Source organism: Polynucleobacter sp. HIN6 (genome assembly GCF_030297575.1).
Taxonomy (GTDB): domain Bacteria; phylum Pseudomonadota; class Gammaproteobacteria; order Burkholderiales; family Burkholderiaceae; genus Polynucleobacter.
In genome coordinates this window covers 1116800-1136660 of the sequence record NZ_AP028137.1, presented here as the reverse complement: position 1 = coordinate 1136660, position 19861 = coordinate 1116800, and the positions used below count along the sequence as shown (strand labels likewise).

The following is a 19861-nucleotide window of genomic DNA, read 5'->3' as shown; positions in this document are numbered from 1 at the left end:
ACAGGAGTTTAATAAATTGCCCAAAAGAGCCCAAGGCAGGGGATAGTCCATTAAAATCAGCTATCCCAACTGCCCATAGCTCAGCTGGATAGAGCAACGGCCTTCTAAGCCGTAGGTCGCAGGTTCGACTCCTGCTGGGCAGGCCAATTGATATAGGTGTAAACCGGTCACATGGTTTACACAATATACCGAGCACATGGTTTACACTTTTTACCGCTCATACGCCAAGTAAGATTAGCCTCAAGGTCAATTTATTGGGCGATTGCACATTTAAATTCACTATATTATAATGTACATAATTATGTACAAAATAATGGTGAAAAAATGAATATACTTACACCGATTCATGCAGGGACAACAATCAGCGTGACTGATTTAAGAAAGTTAACGCCGAGTAAAATCATTGAGCAAGCAGGGGGTAATCCTGTTGCCATCCTCAGTCACAACAAGCCTGAGGCATATTTGTTATCCGCGAAAGTATACGAAACCATTTTAGATGCTTTGGATGACCTTGAATTAATTAAAACGGTTGAAAAAAGACGTGGTGGTAAAACTATTAGGGTAAATCTTGAGGATCTATAAGTTAGAGTTCCATGTTTTAGCCAAAAAAGAGTGGGATAAGTTGGATGGTTCTTTAAAAGAACAGTTCAAGAAGCAATTAGAAAAACGTCTAGTGACACCTCATATTCCATCGGCACTGTTAAGCCGGGAGTTAGAAGGTTGCTACAAAATTAAATTACGAACTAGTGGCTATCGTCTTGTCTATGAAGTAGTAGATAAGCGAGTAACAGTGATTGTGATAGCGGTTGGTAAGCGAGATAAAGATGAGGCTTACCAAAAAGCAGTAAAACGATATATCCATAAAGTGTCGGGTAAATAACTTGGTTAGTAAGTATTTGAGGTCGGTTTTCTCGATAACCTCCTGCAGACATCTTGTACTTAAAATTTGACCCCACCGAATGCCATGACAACGGGTGTTTTGACCAACACCTCAAACCTACCCACTGCAAGCGATTGTTGAGCATTGTTATTCGTAGATTAGTCAGCCCTTCTAGGCCGTAGGTCGCAGGTTCCACTCCTGCTGGGCAGGCCAATTCATCTGTAGTAGATTTTTTGTTAATCTAATGTATTGAACAGTTATATGAATACTCTCACTCTATTTCTAATCCCAGTTTTGCTGCCCGTGAGCGTACTAGCTCAATCTTCGACCATGCCGATACCCAATCTCACAACAGGCAGATTAACTCCAATTTGTAATCAATTATTAGATGATAAACAACAGGCCGTTGGCTTTAACCAAGGCCTGTGTGTCGGCATTATTCTGGGAGTTGAAGATAATGCCCATTACGATAAAAAAATTTGTGTTCCTAGGGATATAGATATTAAAGAACGCATTCGAGTAGTAAATAACTATATTGCCACTCAATCAAATAGGGCAGGCGAGGCTTTTGCTTCATTAACTTTTGATGCGATGGCTCAAAAATGGCCTTGTCGTAGCAAGTAGGGTATTCATTTAATTCATTCTGTTTAATTAGAGATCCAAATGAATTCAAATTCAACCGATGGTTTTTTAATCAGACCTGCAGAACCAAGTGATGCAAAAGCAATTATCGAGGCACTAACTCGTTGCTACGGTAATAGTTATCCTAATCCGCAGATGTATCAGGTCGATGAGGTAAAAAATTTGATCCAATCTCAGCTAATGCACTCAGTCATAGCAATCTCTCCCCAGGGGTCGGTTGCCGGACATTGCGCCCTTAGTTATGAACATCCCTTAGATCAAGTTCCGGAGGCTGGAAAGCTATTTGTTGATCCTGATTATCGAGGAAAACATCTTTCTGATATGTTGGCAAAGGAGCGAAAAAAACATGCCCAATCAATTGGTTTACAGGGCTTTTGGGCGGCCTGCGTTACCAATCACCCCTATAGTCAATTAGAAATTATCGCCCTGGGCGGTATAGAAACTGGATTATTAATAAACGGACAACCTAAGTCTGTTCATATGGATGGATTGCAAAATGTTGATGATGCACGACATTCCCTTATTCCATGCTACGTAAATATTCAAGATAAAGGTAATTTTTTGGCATATGTTTCCCCACATCACATATCCTTTTTTGAGGACTTGCTGAGGCATACAGGAATTAAAAGAAAACTGATTAGTCAAGCCACCTTGAATAAATCCGTTGATCTATCAAACTTAAGTATCCATCACTCCCCAGAAGGAAAGCCATCATTTATCAAAGTAAGGGAAATTGGCCAGGATTTTTTGAGAAGAATTGAAAGCCTTATGGATGCACTGCGAAGTGAAAATCATCCAGTAATTTACATCGATATTCCATTGAGTGATCCCTTAGCGAGCCAATCAATAAGTGATGTAGAGTCTCTAGGATTCTTTTGGGGTGCTTGGTTACCAAATTATGATCAAAATGGTGATGTACTTAGACTTCAGTGCTTGTTAGATCCGTCTGTAAGTGAAAGAAGTATTGTTTGCGCAAGAAAAGAAAGTGAATTTATTCGAGATTACGTTTTATCAGAATGGCGTAGAACACGGTAATTTGGTTGAAATTATTCGAAAGTATTGGCTTTCCGACACAAGACGTCAGTCAAAGGTGCGTCTCTCGTTGTTTTGGTGAACGGTTAAATCAGGGCGCTGTAGGCTAGCAGGATTGGGTAGTTTCACCGGATGAAATCAAAATAACTATTTGCATCAGTTGGAACTTGGTCGAATTTGTCGCGAAATCCAAGTATAAATAACACCCCTTATGTATTGGCTAATTTATAGGAAAGATTTGCTTTTACTGCAGGGAATTCACTGGCAATAATGCTGTACACACAAGTATCTCTGACGCTGTTCATGGCATCGGGATGGCGATTTAGTTGATGACTTCTCAGGACGCCATCTAATTTTGCGCCTAGTCTTTCAATGCCACTTCGACTTTGGTGGTTAAACCAATGGGTCCGAAATTCAACGGCAATACAGTTCAACGTCTCAAAAGCATGCGTCAACAAAATTAATTTACATTCGGTATTAATTGCAGTTCTTTGGACAGATTTGCGATACCAAGTAGAACCGATTTCCAATCTTCGATTATGTTCGTCAATATTCATGTACGTTGTCATACCAATAGGACTGCCTGTGGAATCCAAAACGCAGAATGGATTCATCGAACCTATTTTTTGTAACCCTAAGCGTCTTTCTATTTCATTTGCCATACCCTCAGGCGATGGAATAGTCGTGTACCAAAGTTTCCAAAGCTCCCCATCCCTGACGGCATCACACAGAGCATCGTGATGAGCCATCTCTAGCGGAACTAAGGATGCATGGTTACCTTTTAGGGATATGGGAGATGAGATTTTCATATTGGCACATTCTGATTAGTAAATGAAAAATAAAAGAGAAATAAAAAGGGCTTATCAAGTAATAATCTTAACAATCTATGCAATCAAGTGCCCCATAAAAGGACGCTTGAATTTGTCGGTTTTCCCGACAAACTCCTGCAGACACTATGAACCTAGTATCTGAGCCCACCTGAGGCCATAAAAAGAGTGTTTTGACGAATACCTCAAACCAAATCCACTGTATGTCAGTGCCTGATATTGTCTGAAGCAGATTAGCCAGCCCCCCTAAATCGTAGGTCGCAGGTTCGACCTGCTGGGTAGGCCAATTACAAAAGTTTGGACTGGCCCAACCCAGCTTCATAAAATCAATTCTTTTTTACGGCAATACAGCCAACGTACAATAAGTTAAGTTAAGCACTTTTAATCAACTTGGTTCCAAGCCTTTATTTCTCCTTCCATGAAAAAAATCATCTATCTTGCAATCACATTCTTTTCAACCATTGCAATGGCTCAAAACTCAACGGTTTACTTCAATGGTGACATTCTGACGATGAAAGGAGATGCTCCTCAATACGTTGAAGCAGTCGTGGTGCAAGGTAATGAAATTACCTATGTGGGAAATAAAGCCAAGGCAATGACAGTCGCGGGTAAGGGTCCAAAACTAGTTGATTTAAATGGGCGCACGATGTTGCCTGCCTTTATTGACTCCTGGGGGCACTTTACCTTGATCGCTCAAAATACCTTGGGTGTTAACTTGGCCTACTTTTCAGATAAGCCTCCCAAGACCAAAGCTCAACTAATTGAACGATTAAAGAATGAGGGCAAGCCATTGAACGGCTGGCTCATTGGAACTGGTTATGCTGACCCACTCCTAAGTGATGGTCCATTGACGCTAGCAGATTTGGACCGGGCATTTCCGAGTCAACCAGTACTAATTGCGAACATCTCGACTCTAACGGGGATTGCGAACTCAGCGGGGCTTAAAAAACTTGGAATAACTAAAGCTACCAAAGCAGTCTCAGGCTTTATTCCAATTAATCCCAAAACTGGTGAATTAACCGGCGAATTGATTGGTATGCCCTACCTAAGTGCTATTGCCCAAGCCGTAGGCAAGTACTCGCAGGATTTGACCTTCCAAACTTACCAAAAGGCAGAGAAGATCTATCTAGAGAATGGTTTTACGACCGCCCAGAGCTATCAAGCTGAGGTGAGTGATATTCAGTCAATGCAGACAGCCATTGAAAAGGGAGTCGTATCAATTGATCTGATTGCCTTGCCAACCTACGATGTGGTGGATCAACTACTCAAAGCAAATCCACAATATCCTTTTGGCAGGTATAACAAAGGAAAGCAAGGATTTAAGGTGGCTGGCATGATGGTGCCTACCGATGGCGCACCACAACTCCGTTTGGCATACATGACTAAGCCGTACCTGGTAACCACCGGCTTTGATAAAGATTGGCGTGGTTTTCCATACAACCCACAAAGCCTCATCGACCATTACGCAAAGCTTGCTTACGAGAAAAATATTCAATATTTTGCCTACAGTAATGGGGACGCCGGTATCGATATGACCCTTGCTGCCTTAGATAAGGCAATCAAGGAGACTGGTATTACTGAAAATCGCAGAACCGTGGTTTCTCATGCCATGTTTGCCCGTCAAGATCAGCTCAAGCAATTTAAAGAAAAACAGATATTGCCCATCATGCTGATTAATCATTTATGGCTGTATGGCGATGTTTATCAACAAATTGTTGGGCCTGAGCGAGCCGCCAATCATAACCCTCTCAAGTGGGTTCAAAACGCTGGTTTGCGGATTGGTATCCATAATGACACGCCATCCTCAGGACCTAGCGCTCTTTTTTCCATGTGGACGGCAGTCAATCGTAAGACAGTGAAGGGCACGCTTCTTGGCCCCGATCAGAGAATCACGCCGTACCAAGCGTTGCAGGGTTTTACAACGAATGCTGCCTATCAATACAAAGAAGAGGGGACTAAGGGAATGATTGCTCAGGGAATGTTTGCCGATTTAGTCATTCTCAATAAAAACCCATTAAAGGTTAATCCCGATGAAATTAAAGACATTCAGGTTCTAGAAACAATTAAGCAGGGTAAATCTCTCTTTAAAAGACCGATTTAATTAGTCTGAGCAGGCCTTGTTTATTTGCTCTAAGTAGGGGTCATATCAAACGTAAATCAGTTAAGACAAAACTCTCTGAGAAGTTTTGCGTATTCATTATCACAACATCTGTGTGAAAATAAGTTGTGAACATCCTTTATTTTATTGCTGGCTTAATCCTTTTGGTTGTGGGGGCGAATCTATTGATTCGGGGCTCTAGTCAAATTGCGTCGTTTTTTGGTATTCCACCACTCATCATCGGCTTAACGGTAGTAGCATTTGGTACTAGCGCTCCTGAGCTCGCAGTTTCAGCAAAGGCTGCACTTTCTGGATCAACTGATTTAGCAGTCGGCAATGTCGTTGGAAGCAATATATTCAATATCTTATTTATTCTAGGAATATCAGCATTAATTTCACCATTAGTTGTTCACTACCAGATCATCCGCCAAGAAATACCTATCTTAATTGGTTTGAATGCTTTGCTATTTGCTCTTTTGCTGGATCAAAAACTAGGGATGCATGAGTCCCTTTTATTAATTAGCCTATTAATCACTTACACGATTTTTTTGATCATCCAATCTAAGAAAGAACCCAGTCAAACTCAAGACTCGTACGCCAAAGAGTTTGATATGCAAGATAAGGTCAAACCCAGACCAAATATTTGGATCAATCTACTTTTTGTATTGATCGGATTATTCCTATTAGTTTTGGGATCCGATTGGTTTGTAGGTGCTGCAATCTCTATTGCCAAGACCATTGGCGTTAGTGACGCCGTAATTGGTCTAACGATTGTGGCTGCAGGAACCTCGATGCCAGAAGTAGCAACTTCGGTAATCGCCGCTTTGAAAGGGGAGCGAGATATTGCGGTTGGTAATGTGATCGGTAGCAATATTTTTAATATTATTGGTTGCCTAGGAATTACTGGCATTCTTGCCCCTTCTGGAATTCTGGTTCCACCCTCGGTTGTCCACTTTGATTTATGGGTTATGTTTGCAGTCTCCTTGGCCTGCATTCCCATCTTTTTATCTGGACGTGAAATTGCTCGATGGGAGGGCGGTCTTTTTGTCTTTTACTATCTTGCCTATGTCACTTATTTAATCCTAGCTTCTAAGGATCATGAGGCCTTGCCCATCTACTCGGCGACGATGTTAAGTTTTGTACTGCCACTGACTATCGTGACCTTAATGGTCATGATGTTAGGTCGATCCACAAAGAATGGAGCTTAGCGTTCTTGGCAAGTGTCGGAGGAATGGATTCATCATCATGCCTGAATTAATGTTTGTGCCATCCAGGCGTATAGCGGTATTCCAACTAAGATATTGATAGGGAAGGTGATACCGATTGAGAGACCAAAGTAAATGGATGGATTTGCCTCCGGAATAGCGTACCGTAATACCGCAGGCACCACAATGTAGGAGGCACTTGCGGATAACACCATGAGCAGTATGGTGTCAGCGAGTGAGATATTAAATAGCAAGCAAAGCCCCAATGCTAAGCTCGCATGAAATAGTGGGCTCACCGATGCGTAAGCGATTAATGTCAATGAGTTATTTTTGGCTTCCTTAAAGTTTTTGGCAACCATGAGTCCCATATCAAGTAAGAAGAAGGCCAGCATCCCCTTGAACAAATCTCCAGAGAAGGGTTGCATGACTGTTTTGCCCGCTTCACCACTGAAGTACCCAACGGCCATCGCTCCGAGCAGGAGCAAATGGGCGCCATCGGTAAAGGATTCATGCAAGATGTTCTTTAGCGATGGCCCTTTGCTGTTTACTGCATTATTGTTTTCATGCCGCAACATATTAGCCAATAACACTGCCATGATGATGGCCGGAGACTCCATGATGACTAAAGCAATTGCCATATAGCCATTTGGGCTCAGTTGGCTCTGCTCCATGAACTGAATGGCGGTAACAAAGGTCACGGCGCTAACCGAACCGTAGGATGCGGCCACTGCAGCAGCATCAAACTTGGCAATCCGGTCCTTTAAGAACCAGTAGCCAATCGTCGGCACAATGAAGGCCATGGCTAGGGCAATCGCAAGGCTCAATGCGATCTCTGGGTTTAGTCCAGTTTTAGCCAGAGCGAAGCCCCCCTTAAGTCCTAGGGCCATTAATAAATAGAGTGATAAGAACTTGGCGATCGAGCGGGGGATTTCAAGATTTGAACGAATTAGTCCGGCAAAGCAGCCAAAGACAAAGAACAAGATTGCTGGGTCGAGTAGGTTTTGCATGAAATCTCCTGTAGTTGAGAAATCATAGGCAGACCTATTTATAAAGTAAAATTGATAATTAAATACTTATATATAGATAAATATCTATGCATGCAAGCTTTCGTCAACTGCGTTTGTTTCTTGCCCTTGTCGAGACTGGAAGTGTCAGCGGGGCGGCTAGACGGATGCATGTCACCCAGCCCACTGCCTCGATGCAACTCAAAGAGCTCGGTGAGAACATTGGAGAACCGCTATTCGAAGTGATCTCTAGAAAAGTTCATTTGACATACGCTGGCGAGCAATTGGCTAAATCAGCTCGTGCCATGTTTGATGAATGGCAAAGTTTTGAGCAAGAGATTGCGCTCATGAAGGGTCTCACTAAGGGGCGCTTAAAGGTAGCTGCCGTCAGTACCGCGAAATACTTTATTCCCCAGATATTGGGCGATTTTTGTAAAACTCATCCGGATATTGAGATTGCTTTTGAGGTTCTTAATCGCGATGGCGTAGTTCAGCGCCTTGAAAATAATCAAGACGATCTTTACATCATGTCCATGCCGCCATCGCACCTAGACATTGAAGATGAAATCTTCATGTCAAATCCAATTGCCATCATTGCTGCCAAAAACCACCCATTAAGCAAGAAAAAAAATGTAGAGCTTAAGGATCTAAGGCAAGAAAAATTTATCATGCGAGAACGTGGCTCTGGAACGCGTATGGCGGTTGATGCGTATTTTCGCAAGAAACACTTCAGTCCTAACATTCGTCTTGAACTTGGAACGAATGAGGCAGTACGAAATTCGGTTGCGGCGAATCTTGGCATTGCTGCGCTGTCGATGCATTCCTTGGGCGATAGCCTAAGTCGGGATATTAAGGTCTTAAACGTTCAAGATTTTCCATTGTCATCGAACTGGCATATTGTGAGTCTTCAGGGAAAAAAGTTATCGCCGCTGGCAGTCAGCTTTAAGGCTCATTTACTTGAACGTCTAACCACCAATGTAGACAATGGAAAATCTTAGTATTCATCGTTCAAGGATGTTTATTATCTAAGCTACCTATATTTCAACAGGTGAAACAAAAGCCTAGTTTTTATCCAAAGCCACCTCTGGGCAAAGTCGCTGTTACTTAATTAACTTATCAAAATCCCCGTCAATTGAATGGCGGGGTTTAGAAAGAACACGATCAATGCCAACTTATCTTAATGGGTAAGGGGCATATTAAGAGTCTGCTTACAATAGCCAAATTCAGATTAAGCACTGGGAGTGGTTATGGCTTCAAATGCACCAACTGTCGCAGAGTATGTAGTTAATCGCTTAGCCGATTTAGGAATTGACCGAGTCTTTGGCGTGCCAGGCGACTATTCCTTTCCATTCGATGATGCGATTGAATCTTGCGATCGGGTTGAGTGGATCGTCTGTGCCAATGAGCTAAATGCCGCCTATGCCGCTGATGGCTATGCCCGAATTCAGGGGGCTGCCATCTTATCAACCACCTATGGAGTAGGAGAGTTGAGTGCAATCAATGGTGTGATGGGAGCTAAGGCTCAGCGTTTACCAATCTTTCATATTGTTGGGGCACCTAGTACGCAAATCCAGCGTCAAGGATTGATTACCCACCACACCTTGGGGGATGGGGTGTATAACAACTTTCGCTATCTTTCAGAGGCAGCCTGTTGTGTATCCGCTTATCTCACGCCAGATAATGCGATTGCCGAGATGGAGCGCGTGATTCGGGAAGCATTGCGTCTGAGTGCACCTGCATACATCACAGTGCCGATGGATCTCGCCAAGATGCCGGTGATTGGTAAGCCTATCAAGGGAGCACTATTAGCCAATATTGAGCGGGCCAGTAGCGACCCTGCCTCGCTAGAAGCGGCAATTGATTTCATCATCACCAAGATCGCGGCCAGCAAGACCATTGTGGCATTACCCACTCAACTACTGGCACGTTATGGAACCATCTCAAGTGCAGTCGAGTTTTTAAATAAAAGCAAGATACCGTTTGCCACCTCACCTATGGATAAGGGCACTCTTTCAGAGGCGCATCCCAGCTATTTGGGTATCTACAATGGCGCGGGGTCCAGCCCCAGCCAAGTGAAAGAGATGGTGGAGGGGGCTGATCTGGTGCTCGATATCGGCGGGATCATTTTTGAAGACTTCAATACCACCTTCTGGTCCGATACCATCGCATCAGCCAAGCAACTTACCATTGGCGATCAGTTTGTGCGTATGGGTAGCACTATTTTTACAGGCGTTGCCATGGAGGATGTCTTACAAGGCGTGACCCAGAAGATCCAAGCCCGTGCCCAATCTAATCCCTTAAATCCTGCTATAACACCTGCCATTACCAAACCATCCGATCCAACGACGTCTGCTAATTTTTATCCCCGTCTGCACGCTTTGCTAAAGAGCGGTGATGTCTTAGTAGTTGAAACCGGAACCTGCGTTCTTTACACCACGCCGATGCGCTTACCTGACGGAGTTGGTTTCCAGACCCAGACCTTGTGGGGCTCGATTGGATGGGCTACCCCCGCCGCCGAAGGGATTTGCATGGCCAATACCAAAGGCCGAACCATCTTGGTAACGGGCGATGGCTCCCATCAACTCACTGCCAATGAAATCGGGGTGATGGGACGCTATGGCATCAAGCCCATCATTTTTGTATTGAACAATGGCATCTATGGGGTTGAGAACGTATTAAGTGAGATGGGCCCATCATATGACAATCTGGCCCAATGGAACTACGCACAAATTCCCGGGGCGATGGGATGCAACACTTGGTTCACCGCCCGCGTGAGCACCGTGGCAGAGCTCGATGCCGCGATTGAGAAAGCCAATACCAGCGATTGCGCTTCGTATATCGAGGTCATGATTCCCGCTGCTGAGAGTCAGCCACTCCCAGAGGCAGTTCAAAACCAAATCTACAAAACTAATATTCCAGGAAGATCAGCATGACATCATCGAACCGTCGCCAATTTCTACAAAGCTCTGCACTCGGGATAGCCGTATCTGTTACTGGGACATCTGCGTTAGCGCAGACCAGTAATGCATGTAGCAAAGCTGTAGCGGAGGCGAAGGCGCAGGATACTAAAAATATTCAGACATCGACCGCGAACTGGAATGATGGACTAGCACATCCCATTCCATACAAAAACCCCCCAGGCAAAGGTAAAGATCGAGCACTCGTATTGGGTGGTGGCTCGGAGTACATGAGCTCATTCTTAGTAGGATACTTCCACGCCATGCTAACGAATGGTGTCAACTTGCGCTTAGCCGATATTGTGGTGGGCTCTTCAGCAGGCGCATTGCTGGGTAGTGCCTTATTAGGAGGGCGTCTTGATCTATTCTCCGCTGAATTTAATCTCTTGGCCGATTACCCCAAAATCATGGCCAAGTTTGTGCCAACGAATAAGTTCTCACCCAGTCAAGAGCGCGTCATGAAGATGGGTATTGAGGCCAAAGATGGTAATCCCGCCACCATCCAGGCGATTGGACATGCGGCGATGGCAGCTAAATCAATTCCCCAGGATAAGTTCGAGACCAATATCAAAGTATTTTTGGGCGATCTCAAAAAGATTCCGCCTAAGATGTACATCACCACGATTGATTGCTACACCGCCGAGCGTTTAGTGATTGCTCCGGATTCTGGTGTACCAGTTGCAACCGCGGTTGCTGCTAGCGCATCTGCCCCTGGGGTGACCGGCCCGACTTGGGTAAAAGATCGCGTCTGCATGGATGGCACGATTGGCCCCACTGAAACCCATTGCGATATCGTCGCTGGTTCGAAGCGCGCCTTGGTATTTGCCTTGGCCGATACGATTGCGCAAGAGAAGGCTGGTTTGCGCCTCAATCACCTACCCAATACCATTTTGCAAGAGGTGAAAGACTTGGAAGCTGGTGGTACCAAGACTAAATTGGTTGTGGTTGGCATGTTGCCTGGTCGTAAGACATTAAGCGTAGTGGATCCTGGCATCATGGCACCCGCGATTAAGTACGGCTACGATCGTGGCATGCAAGATCTCCCAGAAATGAAAAAGTTCTGGGCGTAATTAAGGATTATTAGTATTAAAGGAGTGCGCCCCGCGCTGCTACCGGCCAGATGGCTTCGACCCGATCTCCACGAATCGCAATTAACTCATCATAGAGATTGACGGTCGGGTCGCAATGCCCGGGAACCAAAAGTAGATAGTCGCCAAGCTTGAGGGTACTATCGGGCGTGAGTTCCAGAACTCCATGTTCATCGGAGGCCTTCAAATATTTGGCGTCGGAGCGTTGCCATACCACTGGCATACCAGAGTCCACACTCGATGCTTTCAGACCGGCATCGACCACTGCGCGATTATTTGAGGGATGGCTCAGCACAGCAGTTTTCACAAATAAGGCATGCTCAAAGGGTAGATCGCCAGGATCGCGTTGATTGGTCGCATAATCACGATCCATCAAGATGTAAGAACCCGCTTGTACTTCATTAAACAGTTTGGAGTGACTCTCGAGCATGACAGAGCCAGTACCTGCGCCCGAGATACGTTCCACCCGAATCCCCACTCCTTCAATCGCTGCTTTGGCAGCGGCTGCTTTGGCACAGACCGCCGCAATCGCTTGTTGGCGCTCCTCAGGTAGCCGGTAGTGCTGGGCGCTACCGTGATAACACTGCAGACCCATAAAGTTTAAGAAGGGCGCAGCATCGATTTGTTGAGCCATTGCGACCGCACGCTCAATCGATGCCACACCGCAGCGACCCATACCCACATCAATCTCAAGATAGACATCAATCAATACTTGACGCTCTGCGCTAGCACGTACAAAAGCACTGATTTGATCTTCATGATCAACCAGCACACCAATGCGTACCCGTGCAGCTAAGTCAAGGGTATGTGCTATTTTTTTCTCACCCACCACTTGATTGGTAATCAAGATATCCGATATACCCGCATCCACAAAGACCGCCGCCTCACTGACTTTCTGGCAACAGATGCCCACTGCACCCATCTGAATCTGACGTAATGCAATTTCCGGGCATTTATGGCTCTTGGCGTGAGGGCGTAAGCGCACCCCAGCACTCGAGACTGCATCTTGCAAGCGCTTCATATTGCGCTCAAAGGCATCAAGATCTAGAACTAAAGCAGGGGTATCAATTTGATCAATGTGATCACCGACGCGTGCCGCTTTCCAGGGTGCCATGTCTCTCTATTCCGTATCGAATCGTATTTATTTAATCTTGTAACGCGCTACGAAAGTATTCTAGAGTAGATCATAAGCGCCAACCGATTACATCCTTATCTGTTCATATCAACCGCTGGGCAAACTTCTTTGTTAGTCGAATTTGTTTGCCACTCTTTGAAACACGCGCTATTCATATCTAGCGTTAATGGAACCGCTTGATCCCAGCGACGACTAGCAATCAAGCGCTCTTGGTCCATAAAGACTGTTTTGTTCACATGGGTTGTAAAGTTCACAAGATGGGCCATCTCTTGGTCTGGAGCAATATTGGGTGGGTAATATCCAACTTCCGGAGCAGATGAGTAGACCGCACTTTGACCAACTGCTCGTTGATCGCCGCGAATGAAGTTAGAAACTAAGGTATACGCTTGCGCATACTTGGCAATGTTGTACCACATGGACATTCCGCGATTACTCGCATCCTGAACAACGCCCTTAGGGATATCAACCACTGAGCCATATTCCTTTTGGTTATAACTGGTAGGTACCAAAATTAAGTCAGCACGATAAATACCGTACATTTGGGTGATCTCTGGAATGCGAACTTCATCATTAAGCATCACAGCGACATTACCAAAATTAGGAGTAGAGAAAACTGGTAGTTCATTTCCAGCACTTGCCCATACTTTTTCTGAATCGTTTAGATGAGACTTGCGGTAGATGCCAACTTGTTTACCGCTCCCATTAAATAAAATAGCAGTCTGAAAGTACTGATTACCCCTTTTTTCGGGCATTGAGAATAGGACATAGGTTTGATACTTCTTGGCTAAGCCAGCGGCGAGTTGATAGCTCTTACCATTGAGCTCCTCCGCATATTGAGCGACCGTATTTTTGTTAAGGGTAACAGGCCCTAAAAATGAATTAAAAGGGAGAACGGTGAGATTAAATACCCCAGTGCGTTGTTTTAAAAGTTGCTCAACCTTTTTAAAGTTAGCATCGACATCACCTGTTTTTGGTTCATACTGAACGAGGACAGCTGCAACTTGGCGTGATTGATGGGTCGCGTTGCCATCATCGGGATAGCGGTAATTATTGAGATCTTGATAAAGTTCTGGACGACGATGCTTTAGCCAATAGTTTTTTTGTTCACTTTGCTTGCTGAGGCTCAGCGTTGCATATACGGTTTGAGGCTTGGTCGGATTGGCTACTGTCGATAATGGCGCTGAAATCAAGCGTTTTCCTGTGTTATCCCAAATGGATGAGGATCCATCAAAGGTTACAAAAGCCATACCTGGAAGACCCTCTGAGCGCGTAGAATTTGTGGAAATTACATTGGTACCCATCCAGCTCACTGCTGTTGATATATTAGCCATGGTTGAGTGATTGGTGTAGCTCGCTGTGAAGATGCTGGGTATTTTGTTTGAGCCAATCGGTTGCGCCACGATATCAGCACCGCGCAATACTGGTAATAAAAGATTTTGAATATTAGTATCGTCAAAGCAAATCACTAGACCAATCTTGCCAATATCCGTTTTAAATACTGGAAAGCCGAGATTACCCGGTGAGGCAACCATACCCTCGCCAGTCGCTAAATTATTCTTATGGTACTTACCAATATAGCCATTCGGTCCAATGAGAACCGCGGCGTTGTAGATCTTATTAGTAATGGGGTTCTTTTCATACATACCGACTACAACATAGGCATTAAATTGTTTGGTAACTTTTGAGATGGCTTCTGTTGTTTTGCCTGGAACGGTATCAGCGTATGGCATTAGTGCCTTAGTATCTTGATACAAAAAGCCAGTTGTAGCACCTTCAGGTAGAACCATCAACTTGGCACCATTTTTAGCGGCCACAGTTAATGCATCCACAATACCAGGTAAATTTGCTTCAAAGCCAGGCGACTTAGCTGCAAACTCTACAGCGGCTACTTTAATTTCCTTCGCACAAATAGTGAGGGGCATTAGAAGTGAAATAGCGAGGAGGGATTTAATGGATTTCATGATGGATTCAATAAAGTTGATATCAAAATAAATATTAATGGTGACAGCGGGTCAAAGCTTTTTTACCCATACATCTTCTTGCCAGCCACCCAGGTTTGTGAGGCTTTAATGGCACCGACTTTATCTGGGCTAGTGGTGAATGGGTCACCATCTAGGAGTGTGAGGTCAGCATCTTTGCCTACCTCTAGTGTGCCTAAGGAATCACCTAAACCAATTTGCCTTGCGGCATGCATGCTAATCGCACGCATTGCATGATGGATATCGACTCGTTGATCAGCGCCAATGATGGAGTTATCGACAATACAACGGCGCATCAGCTGAATCTCCACATGTCGCATGGGATTAAGTGGCATACCGGCCGCTGGATTATCCGAGTGCACGGTGTAATTCAGCTTTGCCTTGGCAGCCGCACCAAACGGAACCATAAAACTAGCTCTGGGATTACCAAAAATCTGATCACGGTAGGCATTGCCGTACAGGTAAATGAAGTCGGTCATAAAACTGGGTTCATAACCGAGGTGCTTCATCCGATCGATCTGATCTTGCCTTGCCATTGTGGCGTGCTCGACGCGGATGAGGCCAGTAGATGGGTTAGCGCCGTATACGGCCTCTAATGCATTGAGGTATTGCTCAATGGCCGCATCACCTTGACAGTGAGCAAGCATGGTCCAACCAGCTGCTTTGGCATTCTTGCAGATCTCGACCATTTGCTCGGATTTATATCCTCCCGTCCCACGTCGGTTGGTATTGAGATAAGGCTTGCTCTGCCATGCGGTCTCAGCTTGATTCGATCCATCGGACCAGACTTTCATGCCATAGAGCGAGAACCGACTATTCGGAATCACGCGGGCTTTGTGAGAGGGGCCTAAGCTCGCAAACGCCTTGCTATGTTCAACATCGACGCTGCTAAAGCTAGCACTTAGGCGAATCGGTAAGACATTAGATAGTTTGGCAAGACCCTCAATCCACTCCGGCTTCACAGTACCTGGCTCATGCAAGGCTGTAAAGCCGGCCGCTGCAGCCTTATTGGCATATGCGATTACTGCCTTTTCTAAAACTTCAGGGGTTGGTTTGGCAATCGCATGATCTAAAACCTTCATAAGGGCAGGTTGGTTATAAATCATGCCATTGAGCTTACCGTTACTACCTCGACCAAAAAATCCACCGCCTGGCAGGGGGCCGATATTTTCTGTTACCCCAGCTTTGGAAAAAGCTAAGCTATTGGCTGCACCTACGTGCCCGTTGACGTAGATGATGTAGATGGGATGAGTTTTAGAGATAGCATCCAGTTCTGTGAGCGACCAGTCGCCACCTTGGAGCAAGTTATCGTAGAAGCCAAACACCAGCCATTGACCAGCGGGTGTATTGGCTACTCTCGATTTGATCATGGCAGCGACATCGGCCTTGGTCTTGTATTGGGCAAAGCCGGCATTGATGAGGAGTAGATCAAAGAGACTACTAAGAACCGTGTGATTATGCGGATCAATTAATCCCGGCACTAGGGTGCGGCCCTGAAGATCGACAACCGTAGTGGATGCACTTGCAGTGCGCATCACATCGGAAACCGATCCTAGGCTCCGAATTTTGCCGCCACTAATGGCCAGCGCCTCAACCCGTTTGTTATCACCAGCGATTGGATAAATGGGACCATTACGAAAAATGACCTCAATGGGTTGATTACTTTGAGCTACTGAGGACGCAGCATAAGTTGCAGCGCCTGAGGCGAGTAGGGCGCTAGAGTACTTTAAGAATTGGCGTCGGTCACCTGAAATGCCTGAGGTGAGATGTTCGGAGATGACTGTGGAAATACACCATTGGCACATACATATAACCTTTGCTAATAGAGTGTGTTCGATAAAACTTGAAAAAAATTTTGACTATTTTTTTGTCTAATATAATTTACAAATTTAATCCATCATTAAAAAACATGATCTTTATGAAATCAACCTCTTTCAATCTTTTTCGTCACCCCTTACATGCAATGTTGGCAACCATCTGCCTCCTGGGGTTCGGTACAGCATCCGCCAATACCGACAATCCGATTCCTGCCGTCGCTGACCAATGGCGCTTTGAGGTAACCCCTTACCTCTGGGCCCCTGGAATTAAAGGAACTATAGGCCTTGATAATGGTTTTGCAAAGTCCGCTGACTATAGTTCGAGCAACGTTCTGAGCAATCTGAAGTCTGGCGGCATGATTGCTGCAGAAGCGCACTATGGCAGGTGGGGAATCATGGGTGATTTGGTATCTGCGACGCTTCAAAACTCGGGATCAGTTCCTGTGATGACCCCAGAGGGCGCTGCTAGGGTGGCAGACAAAATTACTCTGCAGCAAACCATTTTGACCGGTGCAGCAACATATACCTTTGCCAACACCAAAAATGCCTACGTGGATGGATTGTTGGGTGTTCGTGCGATTGATGTGACCGCAACATTAAATGGCGATCTCGAGGGCACCCCACTGAAGGAAACTATTTCAAAGACAACCTCAACGGTTGATCCAATTATTGGTGCCAAAGGGCGCTATCGCATCGCTGACTCGAGCTGGTATGTCCCGTTCTATGGTGATATCGGTAGCGGCGGAGGTACGACGAATATTACCTGGCAAGCGATGGTGGGGGTGGGTAAGTCATTTGGCAAATTGATTGATGCCTCATTGACCTATCGTGCTTTGTACTACGACATGAAAGCCGGTGGTGTATTGCAAAAGACCACCATGCAGGGCCCTCAAATTGCTGTCACGTTTAAATTCTGATTCCTAAGAGCTTTGCTATGAACACCACCAAAATCATTAGTGCCACGTTTCTGGCAATCGGCTTAACCGGCACGGCAATTGCCCAGCAAGCTGCACCGAGCGCCCCTGCTGCTCCAAGCGGAGGGATTGATAAGGTTGAGATTGCTAAAAAACTAGCCAATCCAATTGCCAATATGATTTCTGTGCCATTTCAATATGAGTACAGTCGGGGAGTGGGCGCGAACCAAGCGGGCTCTGAGCAAACTTTACTATTTCAGCCGGTCATGCCTTTTGATCTAGGCGGAGGCGATACGTTTATTGTGCGACCCATCGTCGCTGGTGTACGTGAGGTGAGTGTGCAAGGTCCCACGGGGTCACCATTTTCTGGATACGGTATCGCCAGCGTGACCGTGGAATCCTTTTATGCACCCAACACAAACTCTTCATGGATTTGGGGAGTTGGTCCCTATTTACAGTCCCCCTCGGGCAATAGCGGTAAGTTTGGCTCTCAGCAAACGGGTGCGGGTGTTACTGGGGTAGTACTTAACCGTAAAGGCCCATGGACCTACGGCTTACTTGGCTACCAATCTTGGGAGGTGGGCGGTAACCCCGCTTTTGGTACACAAAATAACCTCTATGGGCAACCCTTTGTAGCCTACACCACCAAAGACGCGTGGACCTTCACAACCAATATGGAAGCACTTTATAACTACGATACCCGTCGTACCTCCAATCCGCTCTATGCTGGGGTCTCGAAGGTAACTGTGATTGGAGGTCTACCGTTCTCGTTTAGTGCTGGCCCCATGTATTACGTCAGCAATACCCCAGGTGGCCCATCCGGTTGGGGTGCTAGAGCAACGGTGACCCTGATTGTTTTGAAGTAATTCTTCTCATTTACACCTAGCGCAATTATTTCTTAGGGTTTTGTATGAATAAACTATTTTCAGTTTTGGCAGTCAGTGCTTTATTGAGTATTTCTGTTTCGGTAGCGCACGCCAATCCACCGATGCCATCGTTTTATGCCGATGTCATCAAAATGAAACCCGAAGGTAAGTTGGGCCAGGTCATCAAACAAGAAAAGATTGAGACTTCAGTTAAGGGTGCACAGGCCTGGAAGATTGCGTATATTTCATCGGACGTGGGTGGACGTACTACTATCTCCACCGGTTTGGTGGTAGCTCCGGTCGCTGCTGCGCCCAAAGAAGGTCGTCCCGTATTAGCCTGGGCCCATGGTACGACTGGTACTGCGCAAAATTGTGGGCCCTCACAGGTAATCAACCCCGCAGCCCCGCTGAATCAGTATTTTTTGGTTGGCGGTAATTCATGGACGGACTATGGCATTCCCAACCTTGAAGAATTTATTAAAGAGGGTTATGTGGTTGTAGCGACTGATTATCAGGGTCTTGGCGGAGGTGGTAAACATCAATACGCAGTGGCTGGCACCAATGGTCGTGATTTAATTAACTCAGCGCGCGCCGCCATTTCCATGAAAGATACTGGCGCAAGTAAGCGCACTATTTTCTACGGCTGGTCTCAAGGGGGAGGCGCTACGATTGCAGCCGCAAGCTTGGGGAATTATTTAAGCCAGAAGGGTAGTGTTGCCGATGATTTGCAAGTGCTTGGTTTTGTTGCGATGGCACCCGAGGATGCTGGGGTGATGATCCAAAATGCAAACAAAGATCAAGCAACCGCTGATAAAGCTTTAAACGGACTAATTAAGCTCTTCTCTGACAATGTATTCAATTTCTCACACTTTGCAATGACGATGTGGGGCACCCAAGCGGCATACCCCAATCTCAAGCTGACCGACTTGTTTACCGATCAGGGTGCAAAAGTAATTGATCAAGTTTTGTCAAATAAGTGCATGCATGTGGTTGCGGATACGTTTAATTACGCCTACGGCGCCGATTTCAAATCGCTTCTTCGAGATAAGCCTATTAATTCGATCGCATGGGTAAAAGCCTTGATCGACGGTAGCGTTCCCCCGGTAAAGCCGATTGCACCAGTTGTCATTTACTGGGGAACAAAAGATACCGCGGTGCCACCGATCATGCATGAGCTCTATCAGAAACAAATGTGTGCCATGGGTGCCAATATCGAGCGGATTCAATTACCAGGGCAACAAACCCATTTCTCAACTCCCGGAGTATCTGCTCCTATGTATTTGCAATGGGTGAAGGACCGGGTCGCAGGCAAGTCTTTGGGAAATGGCTGTCCCAAAAGTTAACTAATTGCGAGGATTGCAACCAAACCCTCATCAGTAATGATCGGGGTTTTTCTTTTTATTGCGCCTGTAGTTTT

Annotated in this window: 17 protein-coding genes and 1 tRNA gene; 13 read left to right on the top strand and 5 right to left on the bottom strand. The window is 45.6% G+C overall.

All coding sequences use genetic code 11. The annotated features are described in order from the left end of the window. Positions 1–69 precede the first annotated feature (69 nt). The 5 genes from QUE66_RS05875 (at position 70) to QUE66_RS05855 (ending at position 2557) form a co-directional block, all read left to right on the top strand. A tRNA-Arg gene (locus QUE66_RS05875) sits at positions 70–146 on the top strand. Positions 147–324: 178 nt separating this feature from the next. Then, entirely contained in the window at positions 325–582 is a 258-nt protein-coding gene (locus QUE66_RS05870) for a type II toxin-antitoxin system Phd/YefM family antitoxin (RefSeq protein WP_286223150.1), read from the top strand. Further along, entirely contained in the window at positions 569–880 is a 312-nt protein-coding gene (locus QUE66_RS05865; protein ID WP_286223149.1) for a type II toxin-antitoxin system RelE family toxin, read from the top strand. Before QUE66_RS05870 ends, QUE66_RS05865 begins: the two co-directional genes overlap by 14 nt. A gap of 261 nt (positions 881–1141) precedes the next feature. Then, positions 1142–1504, top strand: a complete 363-nt coding sequence (locus QUE66_RS05860; protein ID WP_286223148.1) for a Rap1a/Tai family immunity protein — start codon at positions 1142–1144, stop codon at positions 1502–1504. Positions 1505–1543: 39 nt separating this feature from the next. Further along, the gene (locus QUE66_RS05855; RefSeq protein ID WP_286223147.1) at positions 1544–2557 is read left to right on the top strand and encodes a GNAT family N-acetyltransferase; all 1014 of its coding nucleotides are present in this window, start codon (positions 1544–1546) and stop codon (positions 2555–2557) included. 206 nt (positions 2558–2763) lie between these two features. On the opposite strand, the gene QUE66_RS05850 is transcribed toward QUE66_RS05855, so the two are convergent. Beyond that, positions 2764–3363 (bottom strand): GNAT family N-acetyltransferase, encoded by a 600-nt coding sequence (locus QUE66_RS05850; protein WP_286223146.1) that lies wholly within the window; start codon positions 3361–3363, stop codon positions 2764–2766. 436 nt (positions 3364–3799) lie between these two features. On the opposite strand from QUE66_RS05850, the gene QUE66_RS05845 reads away from it, so the two are divergent. Further along, positions 3800–5482 (top strand): amidohydrolase, encoded by a 1683-nt coding sequence (locus QUE66_RS05845; protein WP_286223145.1) that lies wholly within the window; start codon positions 3800–3802, stop codon positions 5480–5482. Positions 5483–5607: 125 nt separating this feature from the next. Next, positions 5608–6687: a calcium/sodium antiporter gene (locus QUE66_RS05840; RefSeq protein WP_286223144.1), complete on the top strand. Its 1080-nt coding sequence runs from the start codon at positions 5608–5610 to the stop codon at positions 6685–6687. A gap of 35 nt (positions 6688–6722) precedes the next feature. On the opposite strand, the gene QUE66_RS05835 is transcribed toward QUE66_RS05840, so the two are convergent. Next, positions 6723–7691: a sodium-dependent bicarbonate transport family permease gene (locus QUE66_RS05835; protein ID WP_286223143.1), complete on the bottom strand. Its 969-nt coding sequence runs from the start codon at positions 7689–7691 to the stop codon at positions 6723–6725. A gap of 86 nt (positions 7692–7777) precedes the next feature. Here QUE66_RS05835 and QUE66_RS05830 point away from each other — a divergent pair, with 86 nt between their 5' ends. The 3 genes from QUE66_RS05830 (at position 7778) to QUE66_RS05820 (ending at position 11715) form a co-directional block, all read left to right on the top strand. After that, positions 7778–8686 carry a LysR family transcriptional regulator gene (locus tag QUE66_RS05830; RefSeq protein ID WP_286223142.1) on the top strand — a complete coding sequence of 303 codons (909 nt, stop codon included), beginning with the start codon at positions 7778–7780 and terminating at the stop codon, positions 8684–8686. A 249-nt stretch (positions 8687–8935) separates the two neighbouring features. Then, positions 8936–10621, top strand: a complete 1686-nt coding sequence (locus QUE66_RS05825; RefSeq protein WP_286223141.1) for an alpha-keto acid decarboxylase family protein — start codon at positions 8936–8938, stop codon at positions 10619–10621. Beyond that, positions 10618–11715, top strand: coding sequence for a patatin-like phospholipase family protein (locus QUE66_RS05820; RefSeq protein ID WP_286223140.1), 1098 nt, complete (start codon positions 10618–10620; stop codon positions 11713–11715). The genes QUE66_RS05825 and QUE66_RS05820 overlap by 4 nt, the downstream gene beginning before the upstream one ends. A 16-nt stretch (positions 11716–11731) precedes the next feature. On the opposite strand, the gene QUE66_RS05815 is transcribed toward QUE66_RS05820, so the two are convergent. From QUE66_RS05815 to QUE66_RS05805, 3 genes are all read right to left on the bottom strand, one after another. After that, the gene (locus tag QUE66_RS05815; protein ID WP_286223139.1) at positions 11732–12847 is read right to left on the bottom strand and encodes a DSD1 family PLP-dependent enzyme; all 1116 of its coding nucleotides are present in this window, start codon (positions 12845–12847) and stop codon (positions 11732–11734) included. A 95-nt stretch (positions 12848–12942) separates the two neighbouring features. Further along, entirely contained in the window at positions 12943–14829 is a 1887-nt protein-coding gene (locus tag QUE66_RS05810) for a carbon-nitrogen hydrolase family protein (RefSeq protein WP_286223138.1), read from the bottom strand. 62 nt (positions 14830–14891) lie between these two features. Then, positions 14892–16652 (bottom strand): amidohydrolase, encoded by a 1761-nt coding sequence (locus QUE66_RS05805; RefSeq protein ID WP_286223137.1) that lies wholly within the window; start codon positions 16650–16652, stop codon positions 14892–14894. Between the two features lie 113 nt (positions 16653–16765). On the opposite strand from QUE66_RS05805, the gene QUE66_RS05800 reads away from it, so the two are divergent. The 3 genes from QUE66_RS05800 to QUE66_RS05790 are packed head-to-tail and all read left to right on the top strand — an operon-like array spanning position 16766 to position 19787. Then, positions 16766–17581, top strand: a complete 816-nt coding sequence (locus tag QUE66_RS05800) for a hypothetical protein (RefSeq protein ID WP_286223136.1) — start codon at positions 16766–16768, stop codon at positions 17579–17581. A 17-nt stretch (positions 17582–17598) separates the two neighbouring features. Then, positions 17599–18444 (top strand): hypothetical protein, encoded by an 846-nt coding sequence (locus tag QUE66_RS05795; RefSeq protein ID WP_286223135.1) that lies wholly within the window; start codon positions 17599–17601, stop codon positions 18442–18444. A 44-nt stretch (positions 18445–18488) separates the two neighbouring features. Continuing rightward, positions 18489–19787, top strand: a complete 1299-nt coding sequence (locus tag QUE66_RS05790; protein WP_286223134.1) for a lipase family protein — start codon at positions 18489–18491, stop codon at positions 19785–19787. Positions 19788–19861: the final 74 nt, after the last annotated feature.